Here is a 23773-nt window from a genome sequence, read left to right as displayed (position 1 = left end):
AAGCTATATCATAATAGACTGTAATCTATATTGCAAATGAAAAACCGCCCTTAGGGACGGTCTTTTTGCTTTAAATTTCCCCTAACCCGGAGCTATATATAGCGCAAGAATAAAGAGGGGAAATTCCCTCCTTTGCAAAAGGAGGGTTATGGAGGATTCTTTAAGCCACTGGCGCTAATGTAAACAACACCTGCCCCGTTTTCACCGTCTGCCCTTTTTCAATGGTAATCGCATCGACACGCATACGCTCAGGCGCAATAATTGGAATCTCAATCTTCATCGCTTCAATCACCGCAAGTGTTGCACCTTCTTCCACAATATCCCCCGACTGACATTCAATTTTCCAAATTGAACCCGGCATATGCGATTCCACCGCACAGCCACCTTCAGGCACTTCTACACCTTCACCATCATCCACCGCATCTAGACTTTCAGACACATATTCTGCAAGGCCAGCTTCATGCCAACGCTTACGCTCAGCATCAAAGTTAGCTTGTTGCACCGCTTTAAATGCCGAAATAGATTCTTGGTTTTCAGTTAAGAAGTCGTTGTATTCTTTTAGATTCAATACACCATCTTCAATGCGTAATTTTAAACGCCCTGCTTTAAAGTCCTCACGCATTTGCATGAGTTCCGCTTCAGACACTTCATAAAACTTAATCTGGTCAAAGAAGCGCAGTAACCACGGCATACTTTGTTCAAAGTCTGGGTTTTTACGGTAGCGTGACCACATTTGCGAGGTACGACCGACAAACTGATAACCGCCCGGACCTTCCATACCGTATACGCACATATACGCACCGCCAATACCGACAGCATTTTCAGGTGTCCACGTACGCGCAGGGTTATATTTGGTGGTGACTAAACGCTGACGCGGATCAAGTGGCGTTGCCACAGGCGCACCCAAATACACATCGCCCAAGCCCATGACCAAATAACTCGCGTTATAAACCACGTCTTTCACGGCTTGTTTGTCTTTTAAACCATTAATACGACGGATAAATTCGATATTGTCCGGACACCACGGTGCATCAGGGCGCACGGTTTGCATATAACGTTCGGTTGCAAGTTGGGTCTGTGAATCTTCCCACGCAAGCGGTAAATACACAGTACGTGATGGCACTTGCATCTCGGTGACATCAGGCAGTTGCTCTTCAGCGACTTGAAGCATACGCAGTAACTCAATCTGATCGAGCTGAGTCGAATCAAAATGAATTTGTAGCGAACGAATACCCGGTGTCAGGTCAATAATGCCTTGAATGTGTTGATCTTTCACCCATTGCATCAGTGCATGAATACGGAAACGCAAGTTTAAATCTAAAACCAGTTCGCCATATTCCACCAACATATAGTTGTTTCCGGCAGGACGATACACCACATCAGGCGTGCCATTTTGACCTTTTAAGGTATCTAAAATGGCAGATTTCAACGTGCTGATTTCAGGATAGAACGATTCATCAAAAGTGACAGCTTGCGTATCTTGAGCATTTAATTGCGCATGATATTTTTCATTCAGCAATTTCGCTTGATGGTAACTCACAGGCACAAATTTGACTTTATCGCCTGCTTTGAGTTGACCGAGTTTCCACAGCTCAGAATTGATCACTACCGCAGGACACACGAAACCACCGAGGCTTGGACCATCTGGACCGAGAATAATTGGCATATCCCCAGTGAAATCAATCGCACCAATTGCGTATGCATTGTCATGAATATTGGATGGATGTAGACCCGCTTCACCACCGTCCTGACGTGCCCATTCAGGTTTAGGCCCAATCAGACGAATACCGGTACGGCTTGAGTTAAAGTGAATTTCAAATTCGTTAGCAAAGAAGGTATCAATGTCGTTTTTGGTAAAGAAATCAGGCGCACCGTGTGGACCATACATCACCGCAATTTCCCAAGTATTTGAGAATGTCGGGATTTGATCTTCGCTTAATGCTTTGACTTCATCTGACGTAAACGCTGTGATTGGAAGCATATCGCCAATCAATAAGTTACGCCCTGCATGACCGCCAAATTGACCAAGCGTAAAGGTCGCTTGTGAGCCTAGATACTCAGGCACATTCAGACCGCCTTTGATGCCGATATAGGTACGGCAACCTGTGGCGATCTTGCCACATTTCAGCACCTGACCCTTGCGCACATTCACAGTCTGCCACATCGGGACAGACACACCATCCAAAGTCGATGGCATATCACCACCTGCGAGCACAATTTGGCTATCGCAGTGGAATTTTAAACTTGGTCCTTGCAAGGTACATTCGAGACCTGCGGTATTCGGTGCATTGCCTAACAATTGGTTCGCGACATTTAAAGACAGTGGATCAATCGCACCCGATGGCGGTACGCCCACATCCCAATAGCCCAAACGACCTGTGACATCTTGCACGGCAGTTTGAATGCCCGCTTGTAAGACTTCAATTTTTTGGGTTTTCCATTCAAAGGTATTTAAAAAGCGCGTGGTCTGTGTACCGGCTTTAAATACATCGCAGTCGATAATGTTTTGTAGATATTCAAGGTTGGTTTCAATGCCTGCCACTTGGGTTTTAGCCAGTGTATCGGTCATGGCTTGAATCGCAGACTCACGATCATCCGCAGTCACAATGATTTTGGCAATCATCGGATCATAGAAAGATGAAACGTTTGAACCGGTCTCTACCCAAGTTTCATTACGGGCATTGGCATCAAAATCAACATGCGTCAGCAAACCTGCACTTGGTTGGAAATTTTTGATTGGATCTTCGGCATAGAGACGTACTTGGATCGAATGACCTTTAGATTCAAGTTTTGATGTTGGGGCAACCCAATCACCACTGCCTAAAGTCACCATCCATTCAACCAAGTCCACACCAAAGACTTGCTCAGTGACGCCATGTTCGACTTGTAGACGAGTATTTACTTCCAAGAAATAAAATTCTTGCGTGTCGGTATCCATCACAAATTCAACTGTACCTGCGGAGCGGTAATTCACCGATTGCATCAATTGAATCGCGACATTTTGAATATAGGCACGTTGCGTATCGTTTAAGTGTGGTGCAGGTGTTTCCTCAATCACTTTTTGGTTACGACGTTGCACCGAACAATCACGTTCACCTAAAGCTAAGACTAAACCATTGCCATCACCAAAAATTTGCACTTCAATATGACGGGCATTTTGCACAAATTTTTCGAGGTACAAACCTGCATCTTTAAAGTTGACTTGTGCTAAATAAGACACGGTTGCATAAGCATCTTTCAGCTCTTCCGCATTCCAGACCAAGCGCATGCCGATGCCACCACCACCTGCTGTACTTTTCAGCATCACAGGATAGCCAATACGCTCCGCTTCAAGCAATGCTTCTGCTTCATCAGCCAATAACTGACTACCCGGAAGTAATGGTACATTGGCTTGAATCGCAAGTTCACGCGCCGTGTGTTTTAAACCAAAGGCTTTCATTTGCTCAGCATTTGGCCCCAGGAACACAATGCCTTCTGCTTCACACAAATTACAGAATTCCGCATTTTCAGACAGGAAGCCATAACCCGGATGAATAGCTTCTGCCCCAGTTTGTTTGGCAACTTCTAGGATTTTATCGACATTGAGATAGCTTTGGCTTGCAGGTGCATCACCAATCAACACTGCTTCATCGGCTAAAGTCACATGCAATGAATCACGGTCGGCTTCTGAGTAGACCGCAACAGATTGAATGCCGAGTTTTTTAAGGGTACGAATGACACGACACGCAATTGCACCACGGTTGGCGATGAGTACTTTATTAAACATGGCTTACTCCTCGCCTTCGCGGACAATCAGTTGAATTTTAGTTGGGTTATAGGCATTGCATGGGTTATTCAATTGTGGGCAGTTCGAGATCAGCACAATTAAATCCATCTCGGCTTTGATTTCCACATATTTACCCGGTGCAGAAATACCATCATCAAACTTTAAGTGACCGTCCGAAGTTACAGGCACATTCATAAAGAAGTTAATGTTTGGACCGATATGGCGCACATTCAGACCATGCTTTTTCGCAATCGGATGTTGCGACAATGCGATCATGAAATTATTACGGCAACTGTGCATTGGGTATTTGTCGTGGGCATAACGCACCGTGTTACTTTCACATGAACAGGCACCGCCTAAAGTGTCATGGCGACCGCAGTTATCATCGTTGATGGTCGCGATTTTATTGCCAAAGTTTGTGTATAACGTTGTGCCTTTCTCTAAATATATTTGACGATTCATCGCCAAAGTATCGGTTGCGCTATAACGCTCTTCAGGGTTATGTGCAGAGATAAATAAGGTATCTACCGCTTGGTTGCCTTCTAGATCCACGATACGGAAATACTGGCCTTTTTTGACTTCGCACATCCACGCTTCACCGGCAGGACAAACTTCGCTGAGTACTGATTTTTCTAGGTTTACTAATGCAGTCATGATTATTCCCCTTAAGCAGTTAAAGCGTAGTAGCGGTTATTATTTTGGAACGCACGCTGATTTTGCGGGCATGAATCACGGCAGACATCGGTGTCGCCTAAAGGAAGTGCTTTAAACAGTGAGAGTTGAATATCAGCGGGTACATATTCAGATGAGTTATCTAAGGCATGCGGTGCGCTAGATAAAAACACCAAACAATCCATTTCAAAGCGCAGTTCAATCACTTGATCGGTATTGTCAGACTTCACATAAGACAAGTTGCCGTTGTCATCCGGTTGAACTTTTGAGAAGAGGTTTAAAGTATTGCTTAAGTCCGTAGCCGATAAACCAAACTTGGTCATCTCTAAAAGCAGACTGTCTTTGCCATTGCGGTACATATCGTTACGGGCATCCTGGAAGGTCTTCGTGCCAAACTGTGCTTCAATTTGCGGTGCGGTACTTGGTGCACAAAAAGCATCATTCCAACCGTGGTCATCTTTGACAATTGACACCATCGCACGACCCAAATCTGACGCCAAAATGTGCCCTGTACTTAAAAATGCGCTGTGTTGACCTTTAAGGCTGTCTGGCATGTTATAGGCTTCAAGCTTGTCTTCACTATTCACACAAAACAGTGAAACATTGGTATTTGCGCCCAAGGATTTGAGTTGTAAAACTGCGCCACGTTGAATGCGCGCTGACCAGTGATGGCCACCCGGTAAAAGTTCAGTCCAAAGTGCGGAATCTTCGTGATAAGTAGTTGTGCTCATAACAGCCTCTGCATCTAACTTGTACGGTTTACCTCCCGGGCTTTTATCCCTCCGTGTAGCTTTGGTTTTAACAAACCTAGCCGTGAACTCTCGGTCGCAGACGCAGTCTTAAAAAAATAACTGCCGGAACCCTAGATCACTTTGTCTATGACAGAGTTAATGCAAAGGCTGTGCCAAATCAGTAATACTATTTTCCCGTTTGGTAATACTTTTTTGAGCTGGAACTGATCAATTTAGGTGCAAGGCTCTGAAAAAGGCATCAAGATGTACCAAAATAAAAAATTCCCGGCTTGAACCAGGAATTTTAAAATCTAGAGATGAAGATTAAATCAAGCCTTCCATGTTGCAAGCTTATTTACTTAAAATCTCATGCAGCATATTACGTAGCCATTGATGGCTGGTTTTATGATGACAAGACATATGCCAATACTGCTTTACAGAATAGGTCGGGAAAGCAATCGGTGCCTCAAAAATCTTAAGATTGCCACGTGATAATAAAACTTCACTCAAATAATAAGGCACGGTCGCAATCGCATCGGTTTCCTGTACCACCAGTCCTACCCCCAGATAACTTGGCAGACGCATTAGAATGTCACGCTTGAGTTCCAGATTCAGCAATTCATTTTCAATATGGTAATGCCCCATCCCGGCATCAATATCAATATGTGTTTCACGTAAATACTCTTCGGTCGTGATGCTGTCACCGGTCAGGCGCGGATGGTCTTTCGCCGCGATCACTACATAATATTGCTCAAACAGTTTCTGCTGATAAAAGCCATTCTCCAGATTTGGCAAGAAGCCTAAAGCCAGATCAATCTCACCATTGGCCATCTGATAACTGGTTTCCGAGGTAATCGGACGCACATTCAGACGGATATGGGATGCATGCTGCTTCAGATACTGGGAAATTTTTGGCAATAACACCAGATGGGATACATCGGTCATCGCCAGTGTAAAGCGCTGCTGTGAAGTGACCTGATCAAAATTGATCGTAAAATTATTGATTGCTTCAACTTTGCTCAGTGCTTCGCTGACCAAGGGAAAGAGCTGTTTGGACAGATCCGTAGGTAGCATCTCATTACCAATACGTAAAAATAAAGGATCACCATAATGCTGGCGAATTTTATTCAGCAGATTGCTCACCGCTGGCTGGCTCATATCTAAATGATCGGCTGCCTGAGATACGTTTTTAAATTTATAGACATAATAAAAAATACTGAGCAATTTACAGTCAAGTTCAAACACAGAAATACATTTCCTTTAACTTTCTCATCATTCGGACAGGTCTTTCATCCGCATAAGTTCATTTATGGTCAGATTAAAATATAACACTTCGCAACTATTTTCAGGATTAAACTCGCTGTAATTTTCCGTAAATAAATACTTTTGCCAGATGAATAAATCCATTAAAAAGTACCTTAGCGTAAAATTTCCAGCCCGGTTTGCTCAGGTCAGTTAAACATTTAAATCGTATGCGATATACTCAGTCCCACTGAATAACTGGTAAAAATACAGAGAAATCTTATATGTTTCAGGATAAAAAGCTGGTCTGTTTTGATCTAGATGGTACGTTGATTGATTCTGTAGGCATCTGGAATCAGGTCGATGCAGCCCTGATCGATGAGCTCTCCAATAGAAAAGTCGATTTACATGAGATTCAGCAACAGCGCGATCTTCAGCTTACCGCCTTGAGACATATGCCAGATCCTTATCTGGAATATTGTGGATTTTTAAAAGAACAATACGGTTTTGAACCAGCTAAAGAAGAAGTAAAAAATCGTCGTTATACAATTTCCCGACATTTTCTGGATCATATCGTCGAGTTAAAACCTCAGGCAGACCTCCTGATTCAGGCTTTAAAACAGCAACAGATATCACTGGCTTTGACCACCACCACCAGTTTATTCAATGTACAGCGCTATCAGGATAAAAATCGAAATATTAATTCTAAAATCAGCTTTGATGAGGACTTTTCCTTGATTCTCACCCGTGAAAATGTCCAGAACATTAAACCTCATCCCGAAGTTTATCTGAATGTTTTGCAAGCCTTTAACCTTCGACCAGAGGAATGTCTAATTATTGAAGACTCTTTAGTCGGTGTAGAAGCAGCAAATCATGCGGGCATCGAGGTAGTGGGAATTTATGACCAGCACTCCGCTCATGAAATAGATTTGATCAAAGCCAAAGCAAATTATTATGTCGAAAATTTTGCTGAATTATTAAGTTCATTCAATAACAACATCCACTAAAAAAGATGCCATGAAGCATCCTTGTTCATGACATCTTGAATACTATTTGTGGCTTAAAAATCTTGCTGACTATTTGGCTTTTTTATAGATTGAGCCTGAACCAACCAGATTTCCGGTTTTCTCATCGATTGCAAAATCGACCATACCTGCACCTGCGTTCAACTGAAGCATGCCATTTTCGTTCACTGCAGCGGGCATTGGATTCTTTTTCTCGGTTTTACCGGTTTCCTTATCTTTGATCGTATTAGTAATCAGATAATTTTCACCATTTTTTGAAATAACTAGAATATTTTCAAGTTTTGGATTTTCCACGGTGTTTTTCCAGTTGCCCTGATAATCTGGTGCGGGTGCTTCAGTGGTGTTACAAGCAGTTAAAAGTACTAATAATGGAATTGCTGAAAAATATTTAAGATATTGCAAAATTGAGACCTTAGATGATAGAACGCGGCCATTATAAAAAGAAGGGACTGTGCCTAAACCATCAACTTGTAGGTGAAGTGTTTCGACCGTAATGAGTTTGTCTAACCTTCGTCATTTTTTTGAAAATGATCTTCATATTCCATTCATGAACTGGGGTGATAAAAAAATCCTCAATAAACCATCCAAATCTATTGAGGAGTACCAAACTGGATAACTGAGAAACTTGAAATAATTAACTCACCAGCTTCGCCTTAAAGTAACTGAACACTGATTTTACTGCGTGAGTTTTTCCGGTAATTTGCTGATTCCATTCATTTGGCAAAGAACATTTTGCCAGTCTTACCCATACGGTAGAAAACTGTTTCATAAAGCTGGCTTCGTTGTAGTGAATACCATATTCTGCACAGAGTGCTTTGACCTTTGGAGCAACCTCAACATAACGGTTGGCCGGCATATCCGGGAACAGATGATGCTCAATCTGATGGCTCAAATTACCACTCAGTATATGCAACCATTGGGTACCGCTAAAATTGCTCGAACCACGAATCTGACGGACATACCATTCTGCACGGGTTTCCTTATCGGTATTGTCCATTTCAAAGGTTTCGGCATCTTCAGTGAAATGTCCGTTAAAAATAACAGCAGAAGCCCACAGGCTACGGATCACATTGGCAACGGCATTACCGGTAAATACTGGAATGGCATTTGGGCCAGCAATCAGCGGGAAAAATACATAATCTTTTAACACCTGACGGCGCATTTTTTTGCGTAAAGGAGCTGCTTCTTCCCAGACTTCTTTCCAGGTCTTGGTTTTATAGGCAATCACGTCTTCCAGATGCAGGCGCTGCAAGCCAACATACCATTCGAAAAACACCATTAACTGAATGCCCAATGGAATATTGAACAGGAAACGTGGTTCCCATTTTTGGGATTCACTGACTCGAATTAGCCCATAACCCACATCATGATCCATCCCCACAATATTGGTATAGGTATGATGAATATAGTTATGCGTATATTTCCAGTCATCGCCGGTTGAAATCGTATCCCAGTCATACGTCACACCATTCAGACTCGGATCATTCATCCAGTCAAACTGGCCATGCATGACATTGTGGCCGAGTTCCATATTTTCCACGATTTTGGAAAGACCGAGCAGACCTGTCCCAGCCAGCCATACCGGTGGTAACCAGCCAGCAAACATCAGCATGCCACGTGAGGCAATTTCACTATAGCGGACAAAGTTACGGATTTTATAAATATATTCGGCGTCTTTTTCCCCCAGATCATCCATGACCTCGCGGCGGATTGCATCGACTTTGGCACCAAATTCCTCAATCTGTTCAGGACTGAGAAATTGGCTTTTGCTATGTCGTTTAAAATCAATTTGCATATTCATGGGAGCACCTTCTTATAGTTTAATTAATGGCTTATCAATAGGTTATAGATTAATCACCACAGGACTCACTGCCTGGGAAATGCACAGTTTGATCTGGGTATTGTTGCCATGATCAACTTCACCGGTCAGGACGTTGCGTACCGAACCACTGACTTTGGTACAGGAACAGGTGTTGCAGATTCCCATCCGGCAGCCATATGCAGGACGCAGGCCTGATTTTTCAGCACTTTCCAGTAAAGTGGCCTGGGCCTGAAACTCTTGCTGCGATCTTAAAAACTGTACCGGCTGCGCCTTAATTTTCTCATCGACTGCAATCTGGAAATATTCTGAATGAAAATTGGCTTTCAAATCCAGTTTATCGATGATTCTCAGTGCAGCTTTCATCATCCCGGCAGAGCCACAGGCATAAATTTTTCGCTCTGCCAAATCTGGCACTAGCTTTTGTAATAAGCCTTGGGTTAGATGCTGCTGGTGTTCCAGCGTATTGAAATGGTGATATTTCAAGTTTTGATGCATTAAAGCCAAGGTTTTCAACTCCGCATGAAAAGCATCATCTCGAGTGAAATAAACTAGGTCAATCTGTTCCAGAGAATGAATGACCGCTTTTTGTAGCAAGGAATAAATTGCGGTAATACCACTGCCTGAAACCAGAAATAAAATCGGCTGGGTGGATTTTTGCAATGTGAACTCGCCTTGGGGCTGAGATATTTCGACCACCGCACCAATTTGCATCAGGCTTAAGGCACGTGAAACTTTCCCCTGCTGTTTTACTGCAATAATCAGATCGCCATTTTTTAATACCGTCACTACTGAATAATGTCGCTGATGACGTACACCATCGAGCCTGATGGTCACTGCAATATTCTGGCCGGCCTGAAATGACTTGATGTTAAAATTATGATTCGGACGTAAATGAATCTTGAAAAAGTCAGGGCTGATAGCTTGAATACTCATAACAGCAGCTTTAACTTTTTTAATTGCCCAAGTTGGATGGATTTTTTCACCAATAAAATCAATGAAATCTTCCCGTATCCAATGCGGCTGATAGGTTGGCATGCTTGTCATTTTTATCCCCTTATCCGCAGACAGTTTCATTAATGTACAACTGTCTAATTATTATATTGTTCAGGATAAAGAATTCTCATGCTCAGACCATGTCAATACAGGTCAAATTATGTGCTCAACCCCCACAATATAGCTTTTTGTCTAACAATATTCGCTAAAAGTATCGATTCCAACGCTATATCTTGAGAAAAAGAATTTTAAACTTGTACCTCTATCGAATGTTTACATAAAAAACTGACCTCTATTCGAGATCAGTTTGTTGAGTAGCATGTTAAGAGAACTCTTTTGAACTGGACGCTCTAACCTGCCGCCTGTTCCAAAAGAATGGTCCCATATAATTCACGCAGATCCTTTTTCAGCATTTTACCAGTACCACTCAGTGGAATCGCATCAACGAACACGACTCGATCTGGAACCTGCCATTTGGCAACTTTGTCTGCATAATAATCCAGCAGATCAGTCTCAATCAGCTGGCTGCCCGGCTTTATAATGGCAATTAATACGGGACGCTCATCCCATTTAGGGTGCTGGGCAGCAATCACGGCAGCCATCGCAATTTCCGGATGTCCCATGGCAATATTTTCCAGATCTACCGATGAAATCCATTCTCCACCAGACTTGATTAAATCCTTGGAGCGGTCGCTGAGTTTCATAAAACCATCCTGATTCAGCGTGGCAATATCGCCGGTATCGAACCAGCCATCCTCTGTCAGTGCAGATTCTTCCTTGCCAAAATAATGACTGATGACCCAATGGCCCTTAACCTGTAAGTTTCCTGTGCTAAGTCCATCACGTTCAATTTCATGCGTACCTTTTTCTGCATCGATCAAACGTAAATCAATCCCGAATGGCGGACGGCCTTGAGACAGACGAATCTGCAGTTTTTCTTCATCCGACAGAGACAAATGTTTGGTCTTGAGCTGATTGGCTGTACCCAGTGGACTGATTTCCGTCATGCCCCAGGCATGGATCGTTTCGCAATTAAACTGTTCTTTGAACGCTTTGAGCATGGCCGGTGGGCATGCCGATCCGCCCACTACATTCCGTTTTAGGCTTTCCAGTTTTGAACCTGACTGATTTGCTGCTGCAATCAGCCCCTGCCAGATGGTCGGAACCCCAAGTGCTACCGAAACCTTATAGGTATCAATCAGGTTAACCAGACTTGTCCCGTCCAGACCCGGTCCCGGCAGGATCAGGGTACATCCCACCATCGCGGCAGCATAGGGAGTGCCCCATGCATTGACATGGAACATCGGTACGACAGGCAACATAATATCGGCAGCTGAGACATTTAATGAGTCAGGCAAAATAATTGCATAACTATGTAATACAGTAGAGCGATGGCTATACAGCACACCTTTGGGATTACCTGTGGTTCCAGAGGTATAACACAAGGAACTTGCCGAGTTTTCATCAATCACTGGCCATTCGAAATCTGCATTTTGTCCAGCCAGCAGGTCATCATAAAATTGTACTTCCGGAATCGCTTCTGTTACTGCCGGATCAGCCGCATCCAGACAGATGAAATGCTCTACAGAGGTCAGCAGTGATTTCACTGCTTTAATTAAAGGAACAAATGTCTTGTCGAATAGCACCACACGGTCTGCGGCATCGTTCATAATAAAAATCAGCTGTTCAGGAAACAAGCGCGGATTAATGGTATGACAGACCAGACCACTACCAGAAATGGCATACCAGGATTCTAAATGGCGGTGATTATTCCAGGCAATGGTTGCGACCCGATCTCCCTGCGCCAAGCCAAGTTGTTGCAGCACATTGGCAAAACGTTTCGAGTTTTGGTGAATTTCGCCCCAATTGGTAACTTTAATACTGCTATCAGTATTTTTGGAAATTACTTCGGTATCTGCATGATAGCGTCCTGCATGTTCAATCATGCTGCTGATCAGTAAAGGCTGAAACATCATATTTCCGAGCATTCTCCACTCCTTTGTGCTTGTTATTGGTCCGTGTATTGATATCGTTGTTATATATGCATGATGGCTCGGTCTGAGACCGTGACATAATTTTTATCATCATGTGGACTGAATTTAGCAAGGAAATCTGGGTTTGTAAGTATCGAATTGTGACAAATTTACAGAAGTGACTCTGGCGTATAAAATAAGAGCACGATTTATATAGAAATAAAAAAACTCTTCATAGAAAGAGTGAGCCTGATATTCAGTTTAATAATCGTGTATTGATTGAATGTCGACTGGCTTAATACAGCTATCCCATTTAATGGTCATGTTTAATAGGGATACTGACCTTAGAAAAACAGTACAACAGGTTAATGTAACGCATGTTTGAAAATAAACTGACATCCACCCTGGTCTTAATTTGTTATATTAAGCATATTAAAATATGCTATAAATCAAGATAATTAGAATAGTCTTAGTTCAGCAAGTGTATGTATAAGTCTGAAAAGTTGGCACAGACAATCCGTCAAATGATTGAAAATGGCGTATGGAAGGCGTATGAAAAATTACCTTCCCTTCGTGAACAGGCCCAATTATCCGGCTATAGTCTGATGACAGTACTGAATGCCTATCAGGAACTCGAAGCCCAAGGTCTGGTCTACGCCAAAGATAAATCAGGTTATTTTGTTGCAGAACGTGCCCAGCCATTCACCCGTAAACAGCCCGTCCAGATTGGTTTAAATTCCAGAATCCAAATCAACTCGGTAGTTTTTAACTTCTTAAAATCAACTCAGCCGGCCGAAATTGTACCTTTTGGTTCAGCATTTCCTAATGCAGAACTATTATATAACGCCAAATTCATGCAGATTCTGGCGCAGCAGGCCAAAAGAAAAAGTAGTTATAACAATCAGAATCACATGCCGCCTGGCAATCAGGACTTACGACAACTGATTGCCAACCGCTATCAACTACAAGGAATCCCATGTCATCCCAATGACATTGTCATTACATCTGGTGCACTAGAGGCATTAAACTTGTCCCTGCAGGCCTTAACTCAACCGGGCGATTTTATTCTGCTACAGCAAACCATATTTTATGGTGCCTGGCAGGCAGCCGAACGTTTGGGGTTGCAAGTGATTACGATTCCTGAACACCCACAATTCGGCTTTGATCTGGAATCATTTGAACAGGCTTTAAAACAGTATCCGATCAAGGTGTGCTGGCTAATGCTGAATGCACATAATCCGATTGGCTTTACTGTTAATCCGGAAATTAAGCAGAAAATTGCAGAACTTTTATATAAATATCAGGTGTATTTGATTGAAGATGATGTTTATCAGGAATTAAATTACGGTTCAGCCAAACCGCTACCAGTTAAATACTTTGACCAGCACCAGAAGGTGCTGCACTGTACATCTTTTTCCAAAACGCTGGGGATGGGTGCACGCGTAGGCTGGGTGTATGCCGGTCCATTTTCTGATGCCATTCAGCATTTACAGCTCATGAGTACTCTAACTGTTAGCCCCTTACTTCAAAATGCGCTGGTCGAGTTTATTTCGCACCATCATTATGAAAAACATTTAAGGCATTTAAGACAGCATTTAGAAAAGTATAAAAAGAAATTTTATCAGGAACTTAAAGCACGTTTAGGAAGCATCTGTGAAATTTACTATTATTCCAGCGGTTATTTTCTCTGGATCGAATTGCCTGAACAACTTGACGGTCAGGTTTTATATGAGCAACTGATTCAGCAGAATATTGCGATTGCCCCTGCACTGCTGTTTAGGCCGGATCATGCCAGCCAACATTATATTCGTCTGAATTGTTCTTATGAATGGACAGCCAGAATTGAAAAATCGATCAATCTGCTGGCAGAAATCATTCTTCAAAATCGCAAAAGCGTGGATTAATTCATCCACGCTTTTAAAGTACTTCTGCTAGATTGCTAAAGTTTAGAAACTATAAATTGCGACTGCATTAACTCGGTTGTCTTCACCTTTAGTACTGCCATTTGGTGCTGCCACTACGGCTTCACGTTCACCATATACATATTCCAGGCCGAAACTCAAAGGTTTTGTTGGGCTATAGAAAACATTTGCCCAAGCTTGCCAGAGGTCTTTGTTAATAGCGGTTGGATTTGCGCTGGCAGCGATATATGCATTATCCTGGTCAAAATTCATATAGCCATAACCCAGTGTACCACGCAATTTCTCGTTAAATTGCTGAGTTAAACCTACTGAAATTGAATCAAATTCACTTTGTAAAAGATCACCATTCGTGGCTGCAATGACCCCAGGATTGGCATAAGATACAAAGCTGCTATCACCTTTGACGTGATAGTAGTCAGCTTTGAGCGTCGTACCTGGCACAAGATCATACTTGGCACCTAAACCTAGACCCCATGCGGTTTTTTCATCTTCGTTGATACGTTTTTCATGACCCATGGCCCGTGCACTGACTATAAAATTATCTGCCAACTTATGATTTAAACGTGCCGTTAAAGCAGGTAGACGCTGTTTGATAGAACCATCTTTCGGATCTTCTACTGCAAGGACCAGATTGGTAGCCGGGCTAAAAGTACTGGTATGACGTACTTGTGGCGTCCGTTTAATTGATCCGCCCGCATAAACCAGAGCATCTACAGTTTCCGGGATATAATCAGGTACCGCAAAGTTTGACCAGGTTTGACCAATCAACCAGTTAGCATAACTGATATACGCATGACGGATACGTAAGTTATCAAAGCCGGCACCACCCAAGAAGTCCACTTCAATTTTACCGCTCAGGGCTTTATCACCAGCACCGACAGGTGTTTTAAAATCCATACCTAAACGGGTTGCAGACAGGGTTGACTTAAACTCATCACTACGTTCGCCTGTGCCTTCAAGTGGAACAGCATTAATCTGGTTATACATGCGGGTAGCTGAACCACCTTCAGCCTGATAAGAGGCATCCGCGCGGATATTACCGTATAAATTGAACTCGGCCCCACTGGCAATTTTCATGACCGGTTTAGTTGCAGGCGTACTTACTGGTACTGGTGCTATTGCCACTGGGGCAATTACCGTGGCTGTCTGAGCTTGCTGCTGTTCAACCAGTGCGCGTAAGGCCTGAACTTCCTGACGAAGTTGTTCAATTTCCTGCTGGTTCGACTGGGCTGGGGTTTGCGCTTGAGATGACAAACTGATGCCCCCTAAGCTCATTGCCATCATGCTCATCAGCACTGTGCGTTTGAATGTGATTTGTGGTTGATTAAATAATTGTGTCGTGTTCATCCTAAACTCGCTTTTTATTATGCGTCTCGATTCTAGCAACAGATCACCACTGGTTACGATGGCGATCTATATCATTGGGAATATTATCTTTATTGATTGAAATCTAACTTAATGTATCGCTTCTTTTGTCAATGGACTTGGCTTTACGCTAGACGTTGCAAGGACTTGGCCATCTACGGAAGTTTTTAAGTTCACCAGGAAAATTGCCAGCGCAGCGATCACGCCAGGAATCGCAATTGCAAAGAAGTTCATTTGATGCGGTAAATTCATGGTCAATAATGCGCCAGTAAGTACCGGACCCACAATCGCACCAATACGTCCAATGCCTGATGCCCAGCCCATGCCGGTAGAACGTACCGTCGATGGATAATACTGTGCTACAAAGGTATAGAGCAGGATTTGTGAACCAATCGTTGCAGCACCTGCCACAGCAATCAGGGTATACAGCACGAATTGCGGACTGTTAAAGCCAAGAAGAATCAATGCCATAGCACCACACAGGAACATAATGGTCAGTACTTTTTTGATATGGAATCTATCCGCAAGATAGCCGCCACCAATCGCACCCACCATTCCACCAATATTCAGGGCAAACAGGAAGATCATACTTGCGCCCAGCGAGTAGCCTGCCTGGATCATCAGTTTTGGTAACCAGCTGCCCAGTGCATAAACCATCAACAGGCACATAAAGAATGCCAGCCAGAACATGAAGGTACTGAAGCTACGGCCTTGTTGAAACAGTGCTTTTAATGGTGCTTCATCCCCTTTTTGCACTTCATTCAGTACAAACTGGGTATCACTGGTAATGACCTGTGTTGGAGAAATCTTTTGAATAATATGATGTGCTTGAGCCGTTTGCTGCTTGTTAGTCAGATACATCAATGATTCTGGCAAGTATTTCCAAATCAATGGTAAAAGGAGCAGTGGAATACCGGCAAGCAGGAACATAATTTTCCAGCCAAATTGTGGCACCAGCCATGCACCCAGTAACGCAGAAGTCATCCCGCCAATCGCATAACCACTAAACATCAGGGCAACCAGCGTACTGCGAATACGTTTAGGAGCATATTCGGTCATCAATGCCACCACATTAGGCATCACACCGCCAATGCCAAGACCAGCCAGAAAACGTAAAATTCCAAATTCCACTGGAGATGTGGCGAAAGCCCCGATGAAGGTAAAACCGCTAAAAATCGCCACACAGATCATGATGGTCTTTTTACGGCCTAACTTGTCGGATAGCGTTCCGAAGGTCATGGCACCGAACATCATCCCGAATAAGGCGGTACTGGCCAGCAGTCCGGCTTGCACTGCGCTGAGCGACCATTCTTGCATCAGCAATGGTAATGCTACGCCATAAATGACTAGGTCATAACCGTCAAAAATAATGATCAGTAAACACCAGATCAGTACCCCCCAGTGAAAGGGGGTAAACTTCGCCTCGTCAATCAGCGTATTTATATTAACTTTATTTGTAGACATCTCCACCTCCAAATTGTGAAGTTCAATTTATGAATGCCACAATGGAGAAAATGCGAAAGAATGTCCAAAACTGAATAGGCATGCTTCTATACCTATAAAGTCTGGCTGCAGTTAAGTTGCTAAATTTATTATAAAATATATTATAATAATCTTAACTTAGCCTGTGCTTACATGAATTTATCCGCTGTGCAGGATTGATTACGCTTCTAGATTGAACTATTAAAATACTGAACGATCGTACCTAATTGCTTCCAGATCATAGACTTGATAGACCGCATCAAACAGATAACGAATGTATTCACTTTCATCCATGTTACGGATGGCCATGAATACTGGACTGACAGCGAACTCATCTAGAAGTGGAATGAAGTTCAGGTGGGCCAGTTTAATATTTTGTGCACTTTCCGGCACGATACAAATCCCTTCTCCGGCAGCTACAAAGCCGAGTGCCAACTGTAATTCACGTACGATACGGATATTTTTGGGTTCTAAACCATACTCAGAAAAAATACCGCGGACCTGGGTGGCAAAATTCGCCTTGCCGCTATTGGGATATAAAAACAGTTGCTGATCAACCAGTTCAGAAAGATTTAAACCTTCTACCCGTTGCGCCATGCTATGACTGGAGTGTGCAGCGACCATCAGCCGTTCCTCACGCAGCAACACCCGTTTTACTGCCGGATCTGAAATTCTCAGACGCCCGAAACCTACATCAATCCGCCCTTCTTTCAGCGCCTGAATCTGTTCATGGGTATTCATCTCCATCATCTCGATCTTGAGATGTGGATGCTGCTGTTTGAATAAAAACAGAATGCGCGACAGCAAGCCAAACAATAAAGAGCCAACAAAACCGATGGTTATGGTCCGATCCGTAATGCCAATTCGCTTGGTCATTGACTTGATCTCTTCCGCATTAGACAAAAGTTTAACAGCGTGCTGGTAAAAGAATTGACCGGCTTCAGTAGTTTTTAGCGGGCGGCTACCACGCTCAAAGAGCTGAATATCGAGCTCTTGCTCCAGATTTTGGATCTGTCGGCTCAAAGGTGGTTGAGCAATAAACAGTTTTTCTGCCGCTTTGGTAAAACTTTGTTCTTCGACGACGGCAACGAAGTAACGTAAATGTCTGAGTTCCATGGCACTGAATACCTTTAAAGTATAAAAAAATGCTAAATCGATCTTAGACCAATCAACATTATTCTTTTAAGGTATATCAAGTCAAAGCATTAAAGCAAGAATGTGAACCCGTATTATGTATAAGTCAGTTGAAACCTTGCTGGTAGAAATTCCAACCATTCGCCCTCACAAGATGGCAGTGGCAACGATGCAAACCCAGACCCTGGTATTGGTCAAAATCACCACTGAAGATGGTTACATCGGCTGGGGGGAAGCTACGACTATCGGTGGCTTGGGTTATGGTGATGAAAGCCCGGAAAGCGTCAAAGTTAATATCGAAACTTATTTCGCCCCACTTTTAAAAACATTATCCGGTTTAAATGTTGCACAGACATTACAAACAATCAAAAAGAACATTAATGGCAACCGTTTTGCCAAATGTGCAATGCAAACAGCACTTCTGGATATACAGGCACAACGTTTAGGTTTGCCATTAAGCGAAATCCTCGGTGGCCGCTTGCGTGACAGTATTCCGGTTCTTTGGGTATTGGCTTCGGGTAATACCGAAAAAGATATTGCTGAAGCAGAGAAAATGATTGCGGCAAAACGTCACAACATTTTCAAACTTAAAATCGGTTCTCGTCCGGTTGAAGAAGATGTTGAACATGTGCTTGCAATCAAAAAAGCCCTGGGTAAAGACATTTCGATCCGTGTTGATGTCAACCGTGCCTGGTCAGAACTGGAAGCCATTAAAGGAATTCAATTATTGCAAGATGGTGGTGTTGATTTAATAGAACAGCCATGTGCAATTGATAACCTGGACGCCATGCGCCGTCTGACCCGACGTTTTGATGTTGCCATCATGGCAGACGAATCATTAATGGGTCCGCACTCAGCGTATGAGATTGCCAAACAAAATGGTTCATCTGTTTTTGCAGTCAAAGTCGCCCAGTCAGGTGGCCTGATTGAAGGTTGCGAAGTAGGCAAGATTGCCAAACTTGCAGGTATTGACCTGTATGGCGGCACCATGCTGGAAGGCCCTGTAGGCACGATTGCTTCGGCACATGTGTTCTCTACTTTTGAAAGTCTGGCATTTGGTACCGAGCTGTTTGGTCCTCTACTGCTGACTGAAGATATTTTGAAAACCCCACTCAACTATCAAAACTTTGAACTGGAGATTCCGAAAGGGCCAGGTCTGGGGATTGAGTTGGATGAAAACAAGATTGACAACTTGCGTCGTCAGTAATTAGGAGAAACCCATGCTTTTTCAGGTACGTATGGATGTAAACATTCCACGTGATCTGCCAGTTGAACAGGCAAATGAAATTAAGGCTGTTGAAAAAGCCTATTCGCAGGAATTGCAGCGTCAAGGCAAATGGCGTCATATCTGGCGCATCACGGGCCAGTACTCAAACATCAGTATTTTCGATGTTGAAAGCAATGAAGAGTTGCACGACCTGTTACAAGGCTTGCCTCTCTATCCTTACATGAATATTGAAGTGATGGCATTAAACCGTCACCCGTCTTCAGTTCGAGATGACGACAGTTAATTGAATGAGCGGATTGGGAGTCACCGGATTCCCCTTCCAAATCGAAAACAGAGGGTATTTCAACAAGGATTGTGGCCAGCCAGATTTAGCCAGCCAATAAAAGCTAAAAAGTGCGCCACGAAAAGATGAAAAACATACTTTAGGAGCAATAGTATGAATCGCCAAGAAATTGATGCATTAGTTAAGCAAATGAACGTTGATACAGCGACAGGTCCTGTAGATGAACGTGTACAGCAAGTCGTTGTGCGTTTATTGGGTGATCTTTTCCAGGCTATCGAAGATCTTGATATTTCTCAGTCAGAATTATGGAAAGGCCTGGAATACTTTACTGATGCCGGTCAAGCGAATGAATTAGGTTTATTGGCTGCAGGCTTGGGGCTGGAACATTACTTAGACTTACGTGCTGATGAAGCAGATGCTAAAGCAGGTATTACTGGCGGTACGCCACGTACGATTGAAGGTCCGTTATATGTAGCTGGCGCACCTGAAACTGTAAGCTTTGCCCGTATGGATGATGGTTCTGAAGAAGGCAAAATCCCAACTTTAATCATTGAAGGTACAGTGACGGATACTAATGGCAATCTCGTTGAAGGTGCCAAGGTTGAAATCTGGCATGCGAACAGCTTGGGCAATTACTCATTTTTTGACAAGTCACAGTCTGATTTTAACCTACGTCGCAGCATCATTACTGATAGCGATGGTCAATATACTGCATTAACGACAATGCCAGTGGGTTATGGCTGTCCTCCAGAAGGTACCACCCAGTTCGTGCTGGACAAATTAGGCCGTCATGGTAACCGTCCATCACACGTCCATTACTTTGTGTCTGCACCGGGTTACCGCAAGCTGACCACTCAATTCAACATTGAAGGCGACCAATACCTGTGGGATGACTTTGCATTCGCTACCCGTGAAGGTCTGGTAGCAACTGCTGTAGACGTAACTGATGAAGCTGAAATTGCAAAACGTGGCCTGAAAGGTCCTTTCAAATACATTCAATTCGATATTGAACTTGTGAAAGAGAAAACAGACGCACCTTCTACTGAAGTTGATCGTCGCCGCGCTAGCGCTTAATACACTTGAGAAGCGGGATATGCATCGAGATATATCCCGCTGACTTCCCCCTTGGAAAGTCGGAGAAAGGACATGCCTCGTATTCCCGTAATTAACACCAGCCATTTAGACCGTATTGATGAATTACTGGTTGATGATTTTGAATCTGGTGAATTTAAACTGCACCGTTCGGTATTTACAGACCAGGCGCTGTTTGACCTCGAGATGAAATACATCTTTGAAGGTAACTGGGTTTATCTGGCGCATGAAAGCCAGATCCCAAACAATAACGACTTTTATACTACCTATATTGGCCGTCAGCCGATCATCATTGCACGTAACCGTCAAGGTGAACTGAATGCCATGATCAATGCCTGTTCGCATCGCGGTGCACAGTTATGCCGTAACAAGAAAGGCAATAAAGCAACCTATACTTGCCCGTTCCATGGCTGGACCTTCAATAACTCAGGTAAGTTATTAAAAGTTAAAGATCCGGCTGATGCGGGTTATTCAGACTGTTTTAACCAAGACGGCTCGCATGACCTGAAAAAAGTAGCACGTTTTGAAAACTACAAAGGCTTCCTGTTTGGCAGCTTGAATCCGGATGTCCCAGCGCTGGAAGAATATCTGGGCGAAGCGACCAAAATCATTGACATGATCGTAGGTCAGTCTGAACAGGGTCTGGAAGTATTACGCGGTTCTTCGACTTATACCTATGAAGGTAACTGGAAGCTGACTGCAGAAAACGGTGCCGATGGTTACCACGTGTCTGCCGTTCACTGGAACTATGCTGCAACGACTCAACAGCGTAAAGAAAAAGAAGCTGGCGATAACATCCGTGCCATGAGCGCAGGTTCATGGGGCAAGCAAGGCGGTGGTTCTTACGGTTTTGAACACGGTCACATGCTGCTTTGGACTCAATGGGCTAACCCTGAAGACCGTCCTAACTTTGCCAAGAAAGATGAATACACCGAGAAATACGGTGAAGCTATGGCGAAATGGATGATCGAGCGCTCACGTAACCTGTGTATCTATCCAAATGTTTACTTTATGGATCAGTTCGGTTCACAAATCCGTGTACTGCGTCCGATCTCTGTCGATAAGACGGAAGTCACCATTTACTGTATCGGCCCTGTAGGTGAAGAACCTGAAGCCCGTACCCGCCGTATCCGCCAGTATGAAGATTTCTTTAATGCTTCAGGTATGGCTACACCAGACGATCTGGAAGAATTCCGTGCCTGTCAGGCAGGTTATGCCGGTATCGCGCTGGAATGGAATGACATGTGCCGTGGTTCCAAGCACTGGATCCATGGCCCTGATGATGCTGCCAATGAAATTGGTTTAAAACCAAAACTGTCTGGTATTAAAACCGAAGATGAAGGTTTATACCTGGCTCAGCACCAGTACTGGTTAGAACTGATGAAAAAAGGTATTGCGACCGAGAAAGAGATTGCAGCATCAACTGAAGGAGAAAACGCATGAGCGACATCACTTTAGAAAATATTGCTCAGTTCCTATATCAGGAAGCACGCTTTCTGGATGATGAACAATGGGATGACTGGTTAACTTGTTATGCCCCTACTGCTTCTTTCTGGATGCCAGCCTGGGATGATGATGACAAGCTGACCACAGATCCACAGTCTGAAATCTCCCTGATTTATTACCCGGACCGTCAAGGTTTAGAAGACCGCGTGTTCCGGATCAAGACTGAACGTTCATCTGCCACCATGCCGGATACACGTACCAGCCATAACCTCAGCAATATTGAAATTGTTGAACGTGATGGCGACAAAGTGACTGTACGTTTTAACTGGAATACTTTGAGCTTCCGTTACAAAAACAGCTACAGCTACTTTGGTATGTCACGTTATGAAATCGATTTTTCAGGCGATAAACCACAAATTTTAAGCAAATACGTGGTACTGAAAAACGATTACATCAACCAGGTTATCGACATTTATCACCTCTAAGACTGTTTTTACAGCTAGGTTATGCCTTTCGGTCAGATGGAAAATTGGCTGAAGGGTCCAGTTACAAAGATTTATATAGGATATTCAGCCATGTCAAACCACAATGTTGCACTTCAATTTGAAGATGGCGTTACACGTTTTATTTCTGTTGCTCAGGGCGAGACCCTGTCTGATGCAGCTTACCGTCAAAAGATCAATATTCCTTTGGACTGCCGTGATGGTGCTTGTGGAACGTGTCGTGCGTTTTGTGAATCAGGTTCATTTGACATGCCTGAAGAAACTTATATTGAAGATGCACTAACACCTGAAGAAGCCGCTGAAGGTTATATTCTGGCTTGTCAATGTAAGCCAACGTCAGATGCAGTGTTCCAGATTCAGGCGTCTTCAGAAGTGTGTAAAACCGAAATTCATACTTTCCAGGGTGCGCTGGCGCGTGTAGAAAACCTGTCTGATTCAACTATTACTTTTGATATCCAGTTAGACGAAGGTCAACCAGACATTCACTTTCTGGCAGGTCAATATGTCAATGTTAGTATTCCAGGCACCACAGAAACCCGTTCTTATTCATTCAGCTCAAAACCGGGTAATCGCCTGACTGGTTTCGTAATACGTAATGTACCGAACGGCAAAATGAGTGAATTCTTAAGTAAAAATGCCAAAGCTGGCGATAAAATGACCTTTACCGGTCCGTTTGGTAGCTTCTACCTGCGCCCTGTGACCCGCCCTGTCTTGATGCTGGCGGGTGGTACAGGTATTGCACCATTCATGTCGATGTTGCAAGTGCTGGAAGAAAAAGGTTCAGAGCATCCAGTGCGTCTGGTATTTGGTGTGACCAATGATTTTGATCTGGTGGCCATTGAAAAACTGAATGAACTACAAGATAAATTCCCGTGGTTCGAATACCGTACTGTAGTGGCAAACCCGGAATCTGCACATGAACGTAAAGGCTATGTCACTGGCCATATTGAAAATGAATGGCTAAATGCTGGTGAGGTTGATATCTACCTGTGTGGCCCGGTACCAATGGTTGAAGCGGTTCGCGGCTGGCTAGAAGCAGAAGGCGTAAAACCTGCAAGCTTCCTGTTTGAAAAATTCTCTGCAAACTAACTAGA

General features: G+C 43.5%; 19 protein-coding genes and 1 riboswitch. Of the genes, 8 read left to right on the top strand and 11 right to left on the bottom strand.

Going from position 1 to position 23773, the window contains the following annotated elements:
* Positions 1 to 160: 160 nt before the first annotated feature.
* The 4 genes from uca to VXQ11_RS05515 form a co-directional block, all read right to left on the bottom strand.
* The gene (gene uca / locus VXQ11_RS05530; RefSeq protein WP_416705596.1) at positions 161 to 3766 is read right to left on the bottom strand and encodes an urea carboxylase; all 3606 of its coding nucleotides are present in this window, start codon (positions 3764 to 3766) and stop codon (positions 161 to 163) included.
* A 3-nt stretch (positions 3767 to 3769) separates the two neighbouring features.
* A complete protein-coding gene (locus tag VXQ11_RS05525; protein WP_044110873.1) occupies positions 3770 to 4420 on the bottom strand; it encodes an urea amidolyase associated protein UAAP2 in 651 nt (216 codons plus the stop codon).
* Positions 4421 to 4431: 11 nt separating this feature from the next.
* Positions 4432 to 5169, bottom strand: coding sequence for an urea amidolyase associated protein UAAP1 (locus tag VXQ11_RS05520; protein WP_064102896.1), 738 nt, complete (start codon positions 5167 to 5169; stop codon positions 4432 to 4434).
* A 30-nt stretch (positions 5170 to 5199) separates the two neighbouring features.
* Positions 5200 to 5315, bottom strand: a riboswitch (guanidine-I (ykkC/yxkD leader).
* A gap of 205 nt (positions 5316 to 5520) precedes the next feature.
* Positions 5521 to 6414, bottom strand: coding sequence for a LysR family transcriptional regulator (locus VXQ11_RS05515; RefSeq protein WP_004647024.1), 894 nt, complete (start codon positions 6412 to 6414; stop codon positions 5521 to 5523).
* Between the two features lie 281 nt (positions 6415 to 6695).
* On the opposite strand from VXQ11_RS05515, the gene VXQ11_RS05510 reads away from it, so the two are divergent.
* Complete coding sequence (locus tag VXQ11_RS05510) at positions 6696 to 7418, top strand: HAD family hydrolase (RefSeq protein WP_416705595.1); 723 nt, start codon at positions 6696 to 6698, stop codon at positions 7416 to 7418.
* A gap of 69 nt (positions 7419 to 7487) precedes the next feature.
* Here VXQ11_RS05510 and VXQ11_RS05505 read toward each other — a convergent pair whose 3' ends face one another.
* The 4 genes from VXQ11_RS05505 to VXQ11_RS05490 form a co-directional block, all read right to left on the bottom strand.
* Complete coding sequence (locus tag VXQ11_RS05505; RefSeq protein ID WP_416705594.1) at positions 7488 to 7838, bottom strand: hypothetical protein; 351 nt, start codon at positions 7836 to 7838, stop codon at positions 7488 to 7490.
* Between the two features lie 232 nt (positions 7839 to 8070).
* Entirely contained in the window at positions 8071 to 9237 is a 1167-nt protein-coding gene (locus VXQ11_RS05500; protein WP_064102898.1) for a fatty acid desaturase family protein, read from the bottom strand.
* Positions 9238 to 9279: 42 nt separating this feature from the next.
* Complete coding sequence (locus tag VXQ11_RS05495) at positions 9280 to 10302, bottom strand: flavin reductase family protein (protein WP_416705593.1); 1023 nt, start codon at positions 10300 to 10302, stop codon at positions 9280 to 9282.
* 299 nt (positions 10303 to 10601) lie between these two features.
* On the bottom strand, positions 10602 to 12239 hold the full coding sequence (locus VXQ11_RS05490; RefSeq protein WP_064096726.1) for a long-chain-fatty-acid--CoA ligase: 1638 nt from the start codon (positions 12237 to 12239) through the stop codon (positions 10602 to 10604).
* 470 nt (positions 12240 to 12709) lie between these two features.
* Between VXQ11_RS05490 and VXQ11_RS05485 the strand changes: the two genes are divergently transcribed.
* A complete protein-coding gene (locus tag VXQ11_RS05485; RefSeq protein WP_416705592.1) occupies positions 12710 to 14128 on the top strand; it encodes a PLP-dependent aminotransferase family protein in 1419 nt (472 codons plus the stop codon).
* Positions 14129 to 14170: 42 nt separating this feature from the next.
* Here the strand turns inward: VXQ11_RS05485 and VXQ11_RS05480 are convergent, their stop codons facing one another.
* From VXQ11_RS05480 to VXQ11_RS05470, 3 genes are all read right to left on the bottom strand, one after another.
* The gene (locus VXQ11_RS05480; RefSeq protein WP_416705591.1) at positions 14171 to 15493 is read right to left on the bottom strand and encodes a DcaP family trimeric outer membrane transporter; all 1323 of its coding nucleotides are present in this window, start codon (positions 15491 to 15493) and stop codon (positions 14171 to 14173) included.
* A gap of 108 nt (positions 15494 to 15601) precedes the next feature.
* Positions 15602 to 16975: an MFS transporter gene (locus tag VXQ11_RS05475; RefSeq protein ID WP_064102900.1), complete on the bottom strand. Its 1374-nt coding sequence runs from the start codon at positions 16973 to 16975 to the stop codon at positions 15602 to 15604.
* A 219-nt stretch (positions 16976 to 17194) separates the two neighbouring features.
* A complete protein-coding gene (locus tag VXQ11_RS05470) occupies positions 17195 to 18109 on the bottom strand; it encodes a LysR family transcriptional regulator (protein ID WP_064096722.1) in 915 nt (304 codons plus the stop codon).
* Between the two features lie 115 nt (positions 18110 to 18224).
* Between VXQ11_RS05470 and VXQ11_RS05465 the strand changes: the two genes are divergently transcribed.
* The 6 genes from VXQ11_RS05465 to benC all read left to right on the top strand — a co-directional run bounded on the left by VXQ11_RS05465 (position 18225) and on the right by benC (position 23768).
* A complete protein-coding gene (locus tag VXQ11_RS05465; protein WP_064102901.1) occupies positions 18225 to 19334 on the top strand; it encodes a muconate/chloromuconate family cycloisomerase in 1110 nt (369 codons plus the stop codon).
* 13 nt (positions 19335 to 19347) lie between these two features.
* Positions 19348 to 19638: a muconolactone Delta-isomerase gene (gene catC, locus VXQ11_RS05460; protein ID WP_064096720.1), complete on the top strand. Its 291-nt coding sequence runs from the start codon at positions 19348 to 19350 to the stop codon at positions 19636 to 19638.
* Positions 19639 to 19791: 153 nt separating this feature from the next.
* Complete coding sequence (gene catA / locus VXQ11_RS05455) at positions 19792 to 20712, top strand: catechol 1,2-dioxygenase (protein ID WP_064102902.1); 921 nt, start codon at positions 19792 to 19794, stop codon at positions 20710 to 20712.
* 72 nt (positions 20713 to 20784) lie between these two features.
* Positions 20785 to 22173: a benzoate 1,2-dioxygenase large subunit gene (benA, locus tag VXQ11_RS05450; protein ID WP_064096718.1), complete on the top strand. Its 1389-nt coding sequence runs from the start codon at positions 20785 to 20787 to the stop codon at positions 22171 to 22173.
* Entirely contained in the window at positions 22170 to 22661 is a 492-nt protein-coding gene (gene benB, locus VXQ11_RS05445) for a benzoate 1,2-dioxygenase small subunit (protein ID WP_416705590.1), read from the top strand. Before benA ends, benB begins: the two co-directional genes overlap by 4 nt.
* A gap of 90 nt (positions 22662 to 22751) precedes the next feature.
* A complete protein-coding gene (benC, locus tag VXQ11_RS05440; RefSeq protein WP_416705589.1) occupies positions 22752 to 23768 on the top strand; it encodes a benzoate 1,2-dioxygenase electron transfer component BenC in 1017 nt (338 codons plus the stop codon).
* The last annotated feature ends 5 nt before the right edge of the window (positions 23769 to 23773 follow it).

The sequence above is a fragment of the Acinetobacter sp. 197 genome, assembly GCF_048148385.1.
GTDB lineage: Bacteria > Pseudomonadota > Gammaproteobacteria > Pseudomonadales > Moraxellaceae > Acinetobacter > Acinetobacter pecorum.
This window is presented reverse-complemented; position numbering and strand designations above follow the sequence as displayed.

Excerpts from the sequence above, each read along its gene's own strand:
- uca (WP_416705596.1), bottom strand. The coding sequence starts at position 3,766 with ATGTTTAATAAAGTACTCATCGCCAACCGTGGTGCAATTGCGTGTCGT.
- VXQ11_RS05525 (WP_044110873.1), bottom strand. The coding sequence starts at position 4,420 with ATGACTGCATTAGTAAACCTAGAAAAATCAGTACTCAGCGAAGTTTGT.
- VXQ11_RS05520 (WP_064102896.1), bottom strand. The coding sequence starts at position 5,169 with ATGAGCACAACTACTTATCACGAAGATTCCGCACTTTGGACTGAACTT.
- VXQ11_RS05510 (WP_416705595.1), top strand. The coding sequence starts at position 6,696 with ATGTTTCAGGATAAAAAGCTGGTCTGTTTTGATCTAGATGGTACGTTG.
- VXQ11_RS05500 (WP_064102898.1), bottom strand. The coding sequence starts at position 9,237 with ATGAATATGCAAATTGATTTTAAACGACATAGCAAAAGCCAATTTCTC.
- VXQ11_RS05495 (WP_416705593.1), bottom strand. The coding sequence starts at position 10,302 with ATGACAAGCATGCCAACCTATCAGCCGCATTGGATACGGGAAGATTTC.
- VXQ11_RS05490 (WP_064096726.1), bottom strand. The coding sequence starts at position 12,239 with ATGCTCGGAAATATGATGTTTCAGCCTTTACTGATCAGCAGCATGATT.
- VXQ11_RS05485 (WP_416705592.1), top strand. The coding sequence starts at position 12,710 with ATGTATAAGTCTGAAAAGTTGGCACAGACAATCCGTCAAATGATTGAA.
- VXQ11_RS05480 (WP_416705591.1), bottom strand. The coding sequence starts at position 15,493 with ATGAACACGACACAATTATTTAATCAACCACAAATCACATTCAAACGC.
- VXQ11_RS05475 (WP_064102900.1), bottom strand. The coding sequence starts at position 16,975 with ATGTCTACAAATAAAGTTAATATAAATACGCTGATTGACGAGGCGAAG.
- VXQ11_RS05470 (WP_064096722.1), bottom strand. The coding sequence starts at position 18,109 with ATGGAACTCAGACATTTACGTTACTTCGTTGCCGTCGTCGAAGAACAA.
- VXQ11_RS05465 (WP_064102901.1), top strand. The coding sequence starts at position 18,225 with ATGTATAAGTCAGTTGAAACCTTGCTGGTAGAAATTCCAACCATTCGC.
- catC (WP_064096720.1), top strand. The coding sequence starts at position 19,348 with ATGCTTTTTCAGGTACGTATGGATGTAAACATTCCACGTGATCTGCCA.
- catA (WP_064102902.1), top strand. The coding sequence starts at position 19,792 with ATGAATCGCCAAGAAATTGATGCATTAGTTAAGCAAATGAACGTTGAT.
- benA (WP_064096718.1), top strand. The coding sequence starts at position 20,785 with ATGCCTCGTATTCCCGTAATTAACACCAGCCATTTAGACCGTATTGAT.
- benB (WP_416705590.1), top strand. The coding sequence starts at position 22,170 with ATGAGCGACATCACTTTAGAAAATATTGCTCAGTTCCTATATCAGGAA.
- benC (WP_416705589.1), top strand. The coding sequence starts at position 22,752 with ATGTCAAACCACAATGTTGCACTTCAATTTGAAGATGGCGTTACACGT.